This window comes from Pyxidicoccus sp. M6 (assembly GCF_055568925.1).
Genome location: NZ_CM145714.1, coordinates 178,298 through 191,343, shown reverse-complemented (window position 1 = coordinate 191,343; position 13,046 = coordinate 178,298). Strand labels below are relative to the sequence as shown.

Below are 13,046 nucleotides of genomic sequence, written 5' to 3'. Positions count from 1 at the left end.
TTTCATTGTTTCACCGAACCGGCCCGGGCGCGAGCCACGCGGGCCGGTTCAGGGAGGCGAGCAGGCAAGGGCTCTTCTGACCTATCCGGCCCCAAGCAGGAATTCCTCAGTAGCTCCGGGCTATCCGAATTCACAGAACAAGTCGACGGCCGCCTGGGCCAGCAGTTCTCTATCCGTCTCCTCCAGGCTGGAAGCGTACTCCATGACGTCTCGCACGCCTGGCGCCGAGGCGTTCCAGAACAACTTGGACAACTTCTCCTGAAGCACACGGCCTTCATCACCTGCCTGGGCCAATGAATTCAGCACGGCCTTCGGCCCTAGCAACTTGACGTAGGCGAAGATGTCGAAGCTGTCCTTTTCCTCCTCGGGGCGTTGCTCGAGTTTGGCCCGCACCTTCATGGCGAGAAACCCGACCGCATCCGGCAGAAGGATGCGAAGCGGCGTGCTGCCAACCGTCAGACCCAGGGGCTGGCTTCGACGAACCACAAGCCGCGCGTCCGGCAATGGCGTCATGCCCGTGGGCAGCTCCGAACGCTCGACATCCGCGGGCGCGAAAAGATCGAGGTGCATGTCGTCGCCGTCGCCATCGCGCAGCTTCTTCGACCAGCGGAACTCGCGGGTCCGCACATAGCCACGCTGCTTGAGAACTTCGGGAAGGCGTTCCGCCATGAACTCGGTGCCGTCCAGGTCGAAGAGCAGGTCAGGCTCGTAGGAGAACCCGCGGTCCACCTCCGTACCGGTATCCGTCTTGATGGCGATGACGCCCGAGCCTCCGCGACGGATGGACTCCAACGCGAGCACCTGCCCTCCGATGAGCACGGCTTTTGAGGAGAGGTCCCCCAGGTCCAGCAGCAGCGCCCCCAGCTCGCGGAGAATCTCCTCGAACTTCTTGTCTTCGGTCATGGTGTCTCAACATCAAGCGGGAGCGATTGAGCGAAACGGTGAAGCAACTCCTCTGCCTGCTCCTTGCCCCTCCCGCCGCTCCGATGGAAGTCCACGCACAACTGGGGTAGCGCCACACCAGGCCCATGAGGGAGTTGCCGTGGGGCGAGGTAGATGCCGCCGGACTCGGTTTCCGCGGCGGGCTCCGCGCGAAGCACCCAGAAGTTGTGCGGCGTCATACGGCGCAGCCCGAAGGCCTCGATAGCGGCCTCGATGGAGCCCGTGAGGTACAGGCCGTGAGGGAGTCCGGATACGAACCGCTCTTCAGGGAGCAATGCGCTGGCCAGCGTGTGAATGGCACGGACGCCCTGGCGCTCCAGGTTCGAGTAGGCCGCTTGCAGTCGTTCGGGTGTGGTGGACGGCGCATTGAAGGCATCCACCGCGACAGCCGTCTTCTCGCCGCTATCTCGCCAGGCCTTGAGCAGGCCCACGGGCTCACGAAGCCGGAAGCCCGCCTTCTTGCTCAGCTGCTCGACATACCCGTCCAGGACGAGCTTCTGGACCACTCCATGCGTATAAGCATAGCTGGTCTGAGTCTGCGTCGAGAGCGCTCGAATCGTCCGTATCTCCCCTGGAGACTGGAGGAGTACGCGGACGACACGACAACCCTTGCCGTGGAAGACAGGCTCGCGCGGGCGCCGCCGCGAGGGCTCGCGTCCTTGGACCCGGATGAAGGTGCTCCCCGAGCGGAGGAAGAACGTTCCCCGCTGGTCCAGCAACGCGACGTCCTCGCGCTCACATGCTTCGAGGACGTTGAGCGACGCGGAATCGGTCACCACCATCGGCACCCGGCGGGCCGGCAGATGCTTCGTTGCGTCCCGCTGCCGCAGCTTCTCACCGATGTCGCTCAGCCGCTCCCGCAGCGCCCGGACATCCGCCGGGAACATGGGCGCGCGATAGGCCATCAGCACCGGCACACGGGCCTCGGGCAGGACGACCTCCGCCTGGTCGTAGACGGACTGCCCTCCAGGCCCCGTCCGGGGCGCGACGAAGACGTCCTGGCGCAGGAGCTCCACCCCCCGAGGCAGCGTCGGGGGGGCCTTCCAGAAGTCCTCGCGAAAGTGGGCGGCTCCTGAGTTCATTTAATTTTGTCGATAATGGACGAGATTGGCGCAAAGAGGGGGGGTGTTTACGCCAATCTGCACATTATCGACAAAATTAAGTGAATGCTTCCTTGTGGGCCTTCAGTGCGCGGAGGCCTTCGGCGGCGTGGCCGAGGGCGCGCCCGACGGAGGCGTGGGCGGCTCCGGACGCACGAGCGTGCCTGGCATCTCCGCGAGCGCGTACGTCACCCACGCCGTCGCGGCGGTGCTGCGCGCCAGGTCCTGCGGGTCCACCTTGTCCAGCGTGTCCGCCATGGTGTGGTGCACGTCGAAGTAGCGGCTGCTGTCCACCTCCACGCCGAAGTACGGCACGCGCGCGGGAGCCATGGGGCTGATGTCCGCGCCGCCCGCCTCGCGTGCGGAGAAGTTGGCCGCGCCCAGCGCCACCAGCGGCGGCAGCCACGGGCGCACCAGGTCCTGCGCACCCGCGCCCGCGCGCAGGCTGACACCCAGCGGCCTGCCACCGCCGGAGTCCATCTCCATCGCGCCCACGTGCTGCGACAACTCCTTCGCGTGCGCCTCCGCGTACGCGCGTCCGCCGCGCAGGCCGTTCTCCTCGTTCATGAACAGCACCACGCGCACGGTGCGGCGCGGCGCCTTGGGCAGCTTCTGGATGAGGCGCGCGGCCTCCATCACCATCACCACGCCGGCGCCGTCGTCATGCGCGCCGGTGCCCACGTCCCACGAGTCCAGGTGTGCGCCGATGAGCACGATTTCGTTCGGCTTCTCGCGGCCGCGAATCTCGGCGACGACGTTGGACGAGTCCCCATCCGGCAGCTCGGAGCAGCCGAGCACCACCTTCACGCGCACCGGCCCACCGGCGAGCATGCGGTGGAGCATCTCCGCCTCCTCGGTGGTGACGGAGGCGGCGGGGACACGCGCCTCGCCGTCCCCGAAGTGCGTGGCGCCGGTATGCGGCGTGCGCAGCGACGCGGTGGCCAGCGAGCGCACCAGCGCGCCCACGGCCCCGGCCTTCGCGGCGGCGGCGGGCCCACGACCGCGCAGCCCGGCGAAGCGGCCGTAGTCCGCGGCCACCGACATGGTGTGGTTGAAGAAGACAATCTTCCCCTTCACCGCGTCACCGAGCGCGTTCAGCTCGTCGATGGACGTCACTTCAATCACGTCCGCGGTGATGCCCTCGGGAGGCGTGGGCGGGCTGCCACCCAGCGCGAGCAGCGTGAGCGGGTGTCCGCGCGTGCGCTCCGACGCGAGCACCTCGCCACGCTCCTCGCCGCGCACCCAGCGAGGCACCTTCACGGGCTCGGTCCAGGCCTTCACACCGTCGGCCTTGAAGCTGCGCAGGGCCCACTGCACGGCGGCCTCGGCGGACTCGGAGCCGGACAGGCGCGGGCCGATGCCGTCGGTGAGCTCGGCGAGGCGCGCATAGGAATGCCCCTCCGTGAGCGCGGGGCCGATGAGCTGTGCGGCGGTCTCCGGCGCGTACGCGGGCGCGGCCGTCTTCACGGCGGCGGCTGGCGGCTTCGTGGGCGGCGGCGTGGGCTTCGCGGCGGCGGCCGGCGCGGCGCCCGAGAGGAGCTGCAGCGCGAGGGAGGCAGGCAGGACGACAGAAGCGACGGGCAAAAGGGTACCTCCTGAGAGGCGCCCACTCTCCGCCCGTCACCAGGGGCTCGCAAGCGAGATGGTCTTCGCGCACCGTGTGCGTCGGCTACGCCAGGGTGGAGAGCGAGGGTGCGAGGAGCGGGGAATCCCAGGGGCCACCGCGCGCCGAGAGGGGGAACGCGGCGCGCGGGGCTCAACTGGGACTTCCACGGCGGTGCTGCTTTTGGGGGAGGCAATCACCGCCGCCGCGTCTCACTCCGAAGAGGAAACGTGGGAGGCACTCTGAAGGCCCTTCGACCGACCGTCAAGCACCCTTGCTCTTCAGGCATACAAACGAACACTTTTCATTTCAAATGGCGGCAACTTTACACTGTCAGTGTTGGTGAGGGTTCAGATCGGCGCCTCGACCGCGCCGCCAGCCATCCATCAACGCAGTGAGCCACGACTTGCGGGGGCCAACCATGAACGTGGAATCCTTCTTCCATCTCTACAGCGACCTGCCCCGGCTCGGCCCTGGCAGCGACGCGTGTACCCGCGAGGCACTGACGCGGCTCTCCGCCCTGCCACCCTCACCCCGTGTGCTGGACGTGGGCTGCGGCACCGGAAGACAGACACTCGTGCTCGCGGAGGCGCTGCGCACGCGCATCCTCGCGGTGGACCTGCACCGGCCCTACCTCGACAGGCTCGAACGCGACGCCCGCGCGAGACACCTGGAGGCCTTCATCCAGACACGCCAGGCGGACATGGGCGCGTTGGATTTGCCCGAGGGCTCCGTGGACCTGCTCTGGTCCGAGGGCGCCATCTACCACCTCGGCTTCGGCCCGGGCCTGCGACGCTGGCGCCCACTGCTCGCCTCCGGTGGACTGGTCGCGGTGACGGAGTGCACCTGGCTCACCGACGCTCGCCCCGCCGAGGCCGCGCGCTTCTGGTCCGAGGGCTACCCCACCATGGGCACCACACCGGAGAACCGCGCCTCCGCCGAGGCCGAAGGCTACGAGGTGCTCGACACCTTCACGCTTCCCCACTCCGCGTGGTGGGACGACTACTACTCGCCGCTGCTCCAACGAATCGAGCGCCTGCGCCTCACCGCGGACGCCGACCTGCGAGAAGTCATCTCCGCTACCGAGGGCGAAATCGACCTCTTCCGCCGCCATGGCGACAGCTACGGCTACGTGTTCTACCTGCTGCGCCTTCGCGCACTCTGAGAACCTGGCCGCAAACCCAGACGTCCAGACCCACGCGCAGTGTGGTGCACGGGCCCCCTTGGGCCCACAGCCCCCACCAGCCCTGCGGTCCATGAATTCAGGACATGCAATTTTTGCTGAAATGGTGTCTATGTCCTGAATAGGACTGTCTTCTCGACCCACACCCCATCAGCCACGAACCGGCGTGCCCCTCCGCCGGACCTGGCGCCCTTTCTCACAGGGACGCATGTCGCTAGCGCAACGGGCTCATCGTTTCTTCGAGCTCTCCCCCGAGCCCCTCGTCGTGCTCGCCACGGACGGGACGCTACTCGAAGCCAACGCCGCGTGGAGCCGCCTCGTGGGCTGGCCCGTCGAGGCCCTCCGCCACCAGGGCATCCGCGGCTTCGTCCACCCCGACGACGTGGACGTCGTGGAAGTGCGCCTGCAAGGACTCGCGGGCGGAGGCCACACGGAGCTCGCCTGTCGTTGGCGCTGCCTGGACGGCACGTGGAAATCATTGTCATGGAGCGTGGCCACGGCCCCCGGGGAGGACGCGCTCTACTGCGTGGTCCGTCCGCTGGTGGCACCGCCCTCGGTGGAAGAGGCCCTCCATCGCTCCGAGCAGAACTTCCGCCGCCTCATCGACACGGCACCCGAGGGCATCTTCGTCCACCGCCACAGCCGATTCATCTACGTCAATCCCACGCTGCTGAAAGCGCTCGGGTACGGGCACGCGAGCGAGCTCATCGGCCAGCCCATCTGGAGCATCGTCCACCCGGATGACCTGGACCTCGTCCGCCAGCGCGTGCGCACCGCCGTGGGCGGCGAGCTGGCCCCGCTGCGGGAGATTCGCTACCTGCGCAAGGACGGCACCTCGTACGACGCGGAGAGCGTGGGCATCCCCGTCGAGTTCGACGGCGAGAAGGCCGTGGTGGTGATGTCCCGCGACATCACCGAGCGCAAGCGCGCGCAGACGCAAATCCTCCAGAACGACCGCATGGTGCTGGCGGGCACGCTCGCCGCGGGCGTGGGCCACGAAATCAACAACCCGCTCACCTACGTCATGGCCAACCTCGCCTCGGCCATGGAGTCCATGAACCGGCTCGGCGGCGAGCTGGCGCGGGACATGCCGGACGGCCCTGGCACCGCGGACTGGCGCTCGACGCTGCGCGAGACGGAAGGCCTGCTCGCCGAGGCGCTGGAGGGCGCCACGCGCGTGCGCAACATCGTCCGGGACCTCAAGTTCATCTCCCGCCAGGACGAGGAGCGGCGCGAGGCGGTGGACGTGCGCGAGCCGCTCGACTTCTCCCTCAACATGGCGTCCAGCGCGCTGCGCCACCGCGCCCGGCTCATCAAGAAGTACGAGCCCGTGCCTCCCGTCTACGCGGACGCCTCGCGCCTGGGACAGGTCTTCCTCAACCTGCTCGTCAATGCCGCGCAGGCCATCCCCGACGACGGCAGCGGCGACCACCACATCACCGTCTGGGTCCGCCCCACGCCCTCCGGCCGGGTGGCGGTGGACGTGAGCGACTCGGGCACGGGAATCCCTCTCAACGTGCTGCCGCGCATCTTCGACCCGTTCTTCACCACCAAGCCGGTGGGCCAGGGCACCGGGCTGGGGCTGTCCATCTGCGACAGTCTCATCCGCAACCTCGGCGGCGACATCACCGTGAAGAGCGAGGTGGGGCGCGGCACGACGTTCACCGTGCACCTGCCCGTGGCCGCCGAGAGCACCAGCCCCGCCGAGAAGCCGCTGCCCGCGCCCAGGGACTCCGCCGAGCGCCGCGGCCACGTGCTGGTGATTGACGACGAGCCCCCCGTGGGCCGCTCGCTGGCGCGCATCCTCGGCACCGCGCACCGGGTGACGGTGGTGAGCAGCGGCGAGGAGGCGCTCGCGGCGCTCACCTCCGGCGCGTCCTTCGACGCCGTCTTCTGTGACTTGATGATGCCGGGCATCTCCGGAATGGATGTCTATGAGCGGGTGCGCGAGTCGGCGCCCGAGCTGTCCCGGCGCTTCATCTTCATCACCGGCGGTTCCTACACCACCCGCGCGCGGCAGTTCCTCGAGCGGGTGCCCAACCGTCAAATCGAGAAGCCCTTCGACGTGGGCCTGATACATCAGTTCCTGGGTGAAGTCCTCGGAGCGCGCTGACGCCCCGAGAGTTTTTGTCTGTCGTTGAAAGGAGATGTCTGGTGATTGGCGGCGGCTTCGTCATCGATGCGGTAACGCACGCGTACAACCTCGACCCATCCAACTACCGCGCCGGGCGGTACGCGGAGTCGCTCGCGCAGCTCATCTGGGGCCTGCACAGCGGCCTGTCCGGTGACACGCACCGGGTGCAGAAGGCGGAGGGCTTCCTCAAGAACTGGTCCGTGCACGAGCTGGCCCACATCCTCTTCGTGGAGAGCGGCATCGACCTCGCGGTGCACCACGTGCTGCCGCTGCAGACGCTCTACGGCGACGGGCTGTGCTCGTACGAGAAGACGCTCGAAATCAAGCAGCGCTACCCGGACCGCTTCCTCGTCTACGCGGGCGTGGACCCGCTGCGCGGCACCGCGGCGCTCGACGACCTGGAGAAGCAGGCCGAGGAGCTGAAGCCCGTGGGCCTCAAGCTCTACCCCGCCGCGTGGCTGGGCGACTCGTTCCGCCACACCGGCTGGCGCATGGATGACCCGACGATTGCGTTCCCCCTCTTCGAGCGCGCGCGCAAGCTGGGCATCAAGAACATCGCCGTGCACAAGGGCCTGCCCATGGGCGCCGTCCCGCTCGAGCCCTACAAGGTGGATGACATCGGCGGCGCGGCGGATGCCTTCCCCGACTTGAACTTCGAAATCGTCCACGGCGGCATGGCCTTCCTGGACGAGACGGGCATGCAGCTGTCGCTGTTCCCCAACGTGTACGTGAATCTGGAGGTGACGGGCGCGCTCATCGTGAAGCGCGAGCGCTGGTTCGCCGAGTCGCTCGCCGCGCTGCTCAAGTGGGCGGGCCCGGCGAAAATCATGTGGGGCTCGGGGACGGTGTTCTGTCACCCGCAGCCGGCGCTCCACAAGTTCTGGCATGACTTCCAGCTGCCGGATGACCTGGTGAGCGTCGCGGGCATGCAGGTGACGCCCGAGGTGAAGCGCATGATTCTCTGCGACAACTACGCGCGCTACGCCGGAGTGGACATCGCGGCCGTGCAGGCGCGCATCGCCAACGACGCGTTCTCCAAGGCGCGCGCGAAGGGCGACGTGAAGCCCTACAGCTACGGAGAGCACCGCCATGACTGAGCAGGAGGTGCGCTCGCGCATCCAGGACATCCCGGACCCGTGCAGCTGCGCCACCGGCGTGCCGCTGGGCATCGGGGAGATGGGGCTGATTCAGTCCGTGGCGTGCACCGACGGCAGGGTGACGGTGCGCCTGCACATCACGTCCCCCATGTGCATGATGGCCGCGTACTTCATGCGCGAAATCGAGCAGCGCCTGGTGGGCCAGGAGGGCGTCGCGTCCGTGCACGTGGAGTTCGACCGGGAGCTCCAGTGGACGCCCAATGACATCCACCCGGAGGCCCGCCAGCGGCTCGCGGCGAAGCGGATCAGCATGCTCGGCGGCCGGCTGATTCCCCGCGACACGCCGGCTCCCGAGCGCGCAACCGGCTGATTTCACGGGGTGTAGGGAAGTTGTCGCAGCGGGTCGCACAGGGGCACGCAACTCCCTGTGCGATCTTGCGACAATTCAGTCACGGTATTCTTTTTTCAACCCTCCCTCCCCCCGGAGCGACCCTCATGAATCCCATCCAGCGTGGCCGTCAACTCATCTCCAACGTGGCCAGCGGTACCGGGAAGGCCCTGGACAAGGCTGGGGACGTGGTGGGTGGGGCGGCCAACGCGGTGAAGAACGTCGCCGTGGCGGGTGGCAAGAAGGTTGGCCAGGCGGTGGACGGGTTCGAGAACGGCATCGCGAAGGGCGCGCAGGCGGTGGGTGGGGTGTTCGGCTTCGGCAACCAGCCGGACCGCGTGCATGACGGCAAGTTCGTGGGCGCGGGCGGCCAGACGTTCTCCCCCGACACGGCGCTGAGCGATGTGCCGGCCGTCACGCCGCGCAACAACCCCAACGCGAACCACACCATCCTCTACGTCAACGGCATCAACACGACGAAGGATGCGCAGTTCAGCAGCCTGCAGTCCATCGCGGACGCGAGCGGCGCGCGCGTCGTCGGCATCCACAACGCCACCGAGGGCATGGCGACGGACCTGGTCCAGTGCGTGAAGGACAAGCTGGACAAGGGCCACAACCCGGCCGTCGACTCGCTGGCGGACACGCTCTACAAGGAAATCAAGTCGGGCCGGGACGTGCACCTCATGGCGCACAGCCAGGGAGGCCTCATCTCCAGCCGCGCGCTGGGTGACGTCTACAAGCGGCTGCGCATTGAAGATGGGATGTCCCAGGCGGACGCGCAGAAGCTGATGGGGAAGATCAACGTCGAGACGTTCGGCGCGGCGGCCATGCACTACCCGGACGGCCCCAACTACGTGCACTACGTGAACCGCGCGGACCCGGTGCCGAGCCTCTTCGGCCTCGGCCCCATCGCGGACAAGTGGAACCCGGCGGTGGACGGCGGCAAGGGCTCGAAGGTGCACCACTTCACCGAGCCGCACCTCAACCCCATCGCGGCGCACGGCTTCGAGTCCGTGTACCTCCAGCACCGGGTGCCGTTCGACCAGGCGCGCACGGGCAACTTCGGCAACTAGGCCATGGCGACCGCTCTCACCAGCGGCCTCGCGGGGCTGCTGCGGTCCTGGGCTTCCTTCCTGTCCCCGGCCGCACCGGAGAACACGCCGCTGACGCGTGAGTCTGCGCGGCGGCTGGTGCAGGGCTTCCTCGGCGAGGAGGGCACTCCTCCGAGCGACGGCATCAACGAGAAGGGCTTCGGTGGCATCTCCACCGGCGGCGCGAGCCTCTACTTCGAGTGGCACGAGGAGACGCAGACGCTGGAGTGCAGCGCGCTGGTGTACCGCTTCCGCGAGCCGCCGAAGCCGGGCGTCATCGACGGGTTCCGCGCGGAGGAGCGCGAGGGCACCGACGCGGGCGGCGGCTCGGTGGACTACGAGCCGGAGAACCGGAGCCTGTTCCTGAGCCGTAATTACACGCACATGCCTTCGGAGCGCGGGTTCGCCAAGGACATGCGCCGGCTGATGAAGGCGAGCATCAAGTGGGGCGACGAGGTGCTGGACCGCGTGGCATCGCGCGTGTTCCACCCCGAAGAGCTGGAGAAGCGCTGAGCCCCGAGTGAGGCGACGCGGAGCCGGAGACCGCGTCGCCTCGCGTATTTTTCCCCACGGAACTGGAAGCGCCCCCGTGGCGCCGCGGGCTCGAACCGCGTGGCGGCGAGCGTGTGCCCCTGCGGGCGCGCGGAGCTACAGCACGCGCCGCACGAGCTGCGGGAACACCTTGGACACCTTGCCGAGCAGGTAGTCGCCGTACGTGCCCTGGAAGGCGTGGACGCTGGCGCCGTCCCAGCGTCGTGCACGGTCCTCGTCCACATCAGCGCTCGCGGCGCGCGGCAGCGGCTTCACCTCCGCGGCGAAGTCCGGGTCGAAGAACAGCGGGAAGGACAGCCGGTCCTTTCCGCTCACGTTCTTCACACGGTGGGGCGTGGAGCGGTACCACCCGCCCGTCATCCGGTCGAGCATGTCGCCGATGTTGCACACCAGCGTCCCCGGCAGCGGCGGCGCGGAAAGCCACCCGCGCGGCGTCTTCACCTGCAGACCGCCGTGCACGTCCTGCGCGAGCAGCGTGAGCAGGCCATAGTCCGTGTGCTCGCCCACGCCCCAGCGCTCCTCGCCGTCCGCGGGCTCGGGCTCCGCGGGGTAGTGGAAGATACGGAAGAGCACGGTGGGCTCTGCGGTGTAGTGGCGCCGGAAGTAGTCCGCATCCAGGCCCAGGCTCAGCGCCACGCCCTCCATCAGCGCATGCGCCGCGCGCGTGACGCCGTTCATGTAGTCGAGCACGGCATCACGCAGCTCCGGCAGCTCCGCCGGCCACAGGTTGGCACCGTGCAGCGGCCAGCCGGCCTGTACGCGCGGATGCTCGCGGCCCAGCTCAGTGCCCAGGTAGAGCCCCTCCTTGCGATCCTGCTTCCCCGACGTCAGCTCTCCGCCGAGCGGGAACCAGCCGCGCCACGCGGCCCCTCCGCGCTCCATGGAGAGGGCCTGCTTCGCTGACTCCGGGAGCGCGAAGAAGCGGCGGCTCTCGCGCTCCAGCCGCGTGAGGACCGCGTCGGAGACACCGTGGCCGGTGACGTAGAAGAAGCCGCTGTCACGACAGGCGAGCTCGATTTCGCGCGCGACGCTCGCCCGCTCGGTGGTGCGGGAAGAGTCGAACAGGGACGCCATGTCGATGACGGGCAAGCCTCGGTGTGCGGAATCGGTTCCGACCATGACGCGAGCCTACACAGCTCTGGACCCGAGGGGAGGCCGGAGCCAGAGTGCGCCGCGTCTTCCATGTCGACGCACACACCTACGGACTCCTCGCACGACAGGCACAGCCCCGGGCTGGTGTGGTTCATGGCCGCCGCCTCGGGCGCCACCGCCGCGAACCTCTATTACAACCAGCCACTGCTCGGAGACATCGGGCGCGAATTGGGCGCCACGGGTGGCTCGCTCGGGCTGGTGCCCACGATGACGCAGGTCGGGTACGCGGCGGGGATTCTGTTCATCGTTCCGCTCGGAGACAGCCTGGAGCGGCGAAGGGTCATCGTCACCATGTCCGGGCTGGTGACGCTGGCGCTCGTGGGCGCGGCGCTCGCGCCCACCCTGCCCCTGCTGGTGTTCGCGAGCTTCGCGGTGGGAGCCACCACCGTGATTCCGCAGTTGTTGGTGCCCTTCGCCGCGCACCTGGCGCCGGCGGCCCAGCGTGGGCGCGTGGTGGGCACGGTGATGAGCGGGTTGCTCATCGGCATCCTGCTGTCGCGCACGGCGGCGGGCTTCGTGGGCACGCACCTGGGCTGGCGGGCCATGTTCTGGATTGCGGCGGGGCTGATGCTCGCGCTCGGGGCGGCGCTGCGCTTCATGTTGCCCTCGCAGCCGCCGATGGCGGAGATGCCGTACCCCGCGCTGCTTCGCTCACTGGGACACCTGACTCGCACCGAGCCCGTGCTGCGGCTGCACTCGCTGCTGGGCGCGCTGACGTTCGGCGCGTTCAGCGTGTTCTGGTCCACGCTGGCGCTGTACCTCCAGAGTCTGCCGGAGCACTACGGGCCGCAGGTGACGGGCATGTTCGGCGTGGTGGGCGTGGCGGGCGCGATGATTGCGCCGCTGGTGGGACGCTACGCGGACGTGAAGGGAGACCGGCGCATCAACGCGCTGGCCATCACCGTGCTGCTGTTGTCCTTCGTGGTGATGTGGCCGCTGGGACGGTGGCTGTGGGGGATTGCCCTGGGCGTGGTGCTGCTCGATTTGGGCGCGCAGGCGAACCACATCTCCAACCAGACGCGCGTGTACTCGCTGAAGCCGGAGGCGCGCAGCCGGCTCAATACCGTGTACATGGTGACGTACTTCGCGGGCGGCGCGGCGGGCTCGTGGCTGGGCACGACGGCGTGGACGCGAGCAGGCTGGACGGGTGTCTGTGCAGCGGGCGCGGCGCTGTGTGTCGCGGGGCTCCTGGCGCTGTGGCTCGGCTCGTCGCGCGAGTCAGCGGGCACTGCGCGGAGCTGAGCGCCAGTCCTCGCGGGTGATGGCCCAGCGCTCGTGGTCCCTCCAGCGGCCAGCGACCTTGAGGTAGCGGGGTGAGAACCCTTCGAGCCGGAAGCCCGCCCGCTCGGCGAGCGCCTTCGACGCGACGTTCTCCGGCTGGATGTTGGCCTCCACGCGGTGGAGCTTCAGCGTCCGGAATGCGTGCGCGAGGACGAGCTGCAGCGCCTCCGTCATCAGCCCGCGCCCCTCGAAGCCATGGACGGCCCAGTAGCCGAGATACGCATTCTGGAAGCCGCCCCGGAATATCTGGCTCAGATTGAAGCAGCCGATGATGTGTCTGGACTCGTGCTCACACGCGAGCAGGGCCTCGAAGTCCTCGCGTTCGTTGCGCTGGAGATACGCCTCGAATGCCTCGCGCGTGGTGGGCGGTGCCACCCAGGGCCGGTGGAAGGCTCGGCTCGCGCGGGTGGCCGCGAGGTATGCCTCACGGTCCTCCGCGCGCGGAGCCCGGAGGAACACCCGAGGCCCCTGGATGAGAACGCGTCGTGCCGCCTGCTGACGCCGTGTTGCCATGCGAGCTGCC

The 13,046-nt window shown here is 68.6% G+C and carries 12 protein-coding genes; 7 read left to right on the top strand and 5 right to left on the bottom strand.

The features are described 5' to 3' along the window. Nucleotides 1-120: 120 nt before the first annotated feature. From ACVTJA_RS00765 to ACVTJA_RS00755, 3 genes are all read right to left on the bottom strand, one after another. Nucleotides 121-903, bottom strand: coding sequence for a hypothetical protein (locus ACVTJA_RS00765; protein ID WP_465832903.1), 783 nt, complete (start codon nt 901-903; stop codon nt 121-123). Continuing rightward, the gene (locus tag ACVTJA_RS00760; RefSeq protein ID WP_465832902.1) at nt 900-2,024 is read right to left on the bottom strand and encodes a hypothetical protein; all 1,125 of its coding nucleotides are present in this window, start codon (nt 2,022-2,024) and stop codon (nt 900-902) included. The genes ACVTJA_RS00765 and ACVTJA_RS00760 overlap by 4 nt, the downstream gene beginning before the upstream one ends. Before the next feature lie 102 nt (nt 2,025-2,126). Continuing rightward, nucleotides 2,127-3,626 carry a M20/M25/M40 family metallo-hydrolase gene (locus ACVTJA_RS00755; RefSeq protein ID WP_465832900.1) on the bottom strand — a complete coding sequence of 500 codons (1,500 nt, stop codon included), beginning with the start codon at nt 3,624-3,626 and terminating at the stop codon, nt 2,127-2,129. Nucleotides 3,627-4,066: 440 nt separating this feature from the next. Here ACVTJA_RS00755 and ACVTJA_RS00750 point away from each other — a divergent pair, with 440 nt between their 5' ends. From ACVTJA_RS00750 to ACVTJA_RS00725, 6 genes are all read left to right on the top strand, one after another. Beyond that, nucleotides 4,067-4,810 (top strand): SAM-dependent methyltransferase, encoded by a 744-nt coding sequence (locus ACVTJA_RS00750; protein WP_465832899.1) that lies wholly within the window; start codon nt 4,067-4,069, stop codon nt 4,808-4,810. A gap of 226 nt (nt 4,811-5,036) precedes the next feature. Next, nucleotides 5,037-6,941, top strand: coding sequence for a hybrid sensor histidine kinase/response regulator (locus tag ACVTJA_RS00745; RefSeq protein ID WP_465832897.1), 1,905 nt, complete (start codon nt 5,037-5,039; stop codon nt 6,939-6,941). Nucleotides 6,942-6,982: 41 nt separating this feature from the next. Continuing rightward, on the top strand, nt 6,983-8,059 hold the full coding sequence (locus ACVTJA_RS00740) for an amidohydrolase family protein (RefSeq protein WP_465832896.1): 1,077 nt from the start codon (nt 6,983-6,985) through the stop codon (nt 8,057-8,059). After that, nucleotides 8,052-8,429, top strand: coding sequence for a metal-sulfur cluster assembly factor (locus ACVTJA_RS00735; RefSeq protein ID WP_465832894.1), 378 nt, complete (start codon nt 8,052-8,054; stop codon nt 8,427-8,429). The genes ACVTJA_RS00740 and ACVTJA_RS00735 overlap by 8 nt, the downstream gene beginning before the upstream one ends. 125 nt (nt 8,430-8,554) lie before the next feature. Continuing rightward, nucleotides 8,555-9,520, top strand: a complete 966-nt coding sequence (locus tag ACVTJA_RS00730; protein WP_465832892.1) for a hypothetical protein — start codon at nt 8,555-8,557, stop codon at nt 9,518-9,520. Between the two features lie 3 nt (nt 9,521-9,523). Continuing rightward, entirely contained in the window at nt 9,524-10,051 is a 528-nt protein-coding gene (locus ACVTJA_RS00725; RefSeq protein WP_465832890.1) for a hypothetical protein, read from the top strand. A gap of 135 nt (nt 10,052-10,186) precedes the next feature. Here ACVTJA_RS00725 and ACVTJA_RS00720 read toward each other — a convergent pair whose 3' ends face one another. Further along, a complete protein-coding gene (locus ACVTJA_RS00720) occupies nt 10,187-11,209 on the bottom strand; it encodes an isopenicillin N synthase family dioxygenase (RefSeq protein WP_465832888.1) in 1,023 nt (340 codons plus the stop codon). A gap of 63 nt (nt 11,210-11,272) precedes the next feature. Here ACVTJA_RS00720 and ACVTJA_RS00715 point away from each other — a divergent pair, with 63 nt between their 5' ends. Then, on the top strand, nt 11,273-12,484 hold the full coding sequence (locus tag ACVTJA_RS00715; protein ID WP_465832886.1) for an MFS transporter: 1,212 nt from the start codon (nt 11,273-11,275) through the stop codon (nt 12,482-12,484). Here the strand turns inward: ACVTJA_RS00715 and ACVTJA_RS00710 are convergent. Then, nucleotides 12,461-13,036, bottom strand: a complete 576-nt coding sequence (locus tag ACVTJA_RS00710) for a GNAT family N-acetyltransferase (RefSeq protein WP_465832884.1) — start codon at nt 13,034-13,036, stop codon at nt 12,461-12,463. The genes ACVTJA_RS00715 and ACVTJA_RS00710 overlap by 24 nt on opposite strands. Between the last annotated feature and the right edge of the window lie 10 nt (nt 13,037-13,046).

Excerpts from the sequence above, each read along its gene's own strand:
- ACVTJA_RS00765 (WP_465832903.1), bottom strand. The coding sequence starts at position 903 with ATGACCGAAGACAAGAAGTTCGAGGAGATTCTCCGCGAGCTGGGGGCG.
- ACVTJA_RS00760 (WP_465832902.1), bottom strand. The coding sequence starts at position 2,024 with ATGAACTCAGGAGCCGCCCACTTTCGCGAGGACTTCTGGAAGGCCCCC.
- ACVTJA_RS00750 (WP_465832899.1), top strand. The coding sequence starts at position 4,067 with ATGAACGTGGAATCCTTCTTCCATCTCTACAGCGACCTGCCCCGGCTC.
- ACVTJA_RS00745 (WP_465832897.1), top strand. The coding sequence starts at position 5,037 with ATGTCGCTAGCGCAACGGGCTCATCGTTTCTTCGAGCTCTCCCCCGAG.
- ACVTJA_RS00735 (WP_465832894.1), top strand. The coding sequence starts at position 8,052 with ATGACTGAGCAGGAGGTGCGCTCGCGCATCCAGGACATCCCGGACCCG.
- ACVTJA_RS00730 (WP_465832892.1), top strand. The coding sequence starts at position 8,555 with ATGAATCCCATCCAGCGTGGCCGTCAACTCATCTCCAACGTGGCCAGC.
- ACVTJA_RS00725 (WP_465832890.1), top strand. The coding sequence starts at position 9,524 with ATGGCGACCGCTCTCACCAGCGGCCTCGCGGGGCTGCTGCGGTCCTGG.
- ACVTJA_RS00720 (WP_465832888.1), bottom strand. The coding sequence starts at position 11,209 with ATGGTCGGAACCGATTCCGCACACCGAGGCTTGCCCGTCATCGACATG.
- ACVTJA_RS00715 (WP_465832886.1), top strand. The coding sequence starts at position 11,273 with ATGTCGACGCACACACCTACGGACTCCTCGCACGACAGGCACAGCCCC.
- ACVTJA_RS00710 (WP_465832884.1), bottom strand. The coding sequence starts at position 13,036 with ATGGCAACACGGCGTCAGCAGGCGGCACGACGCGTTCTCATCCAGGGG.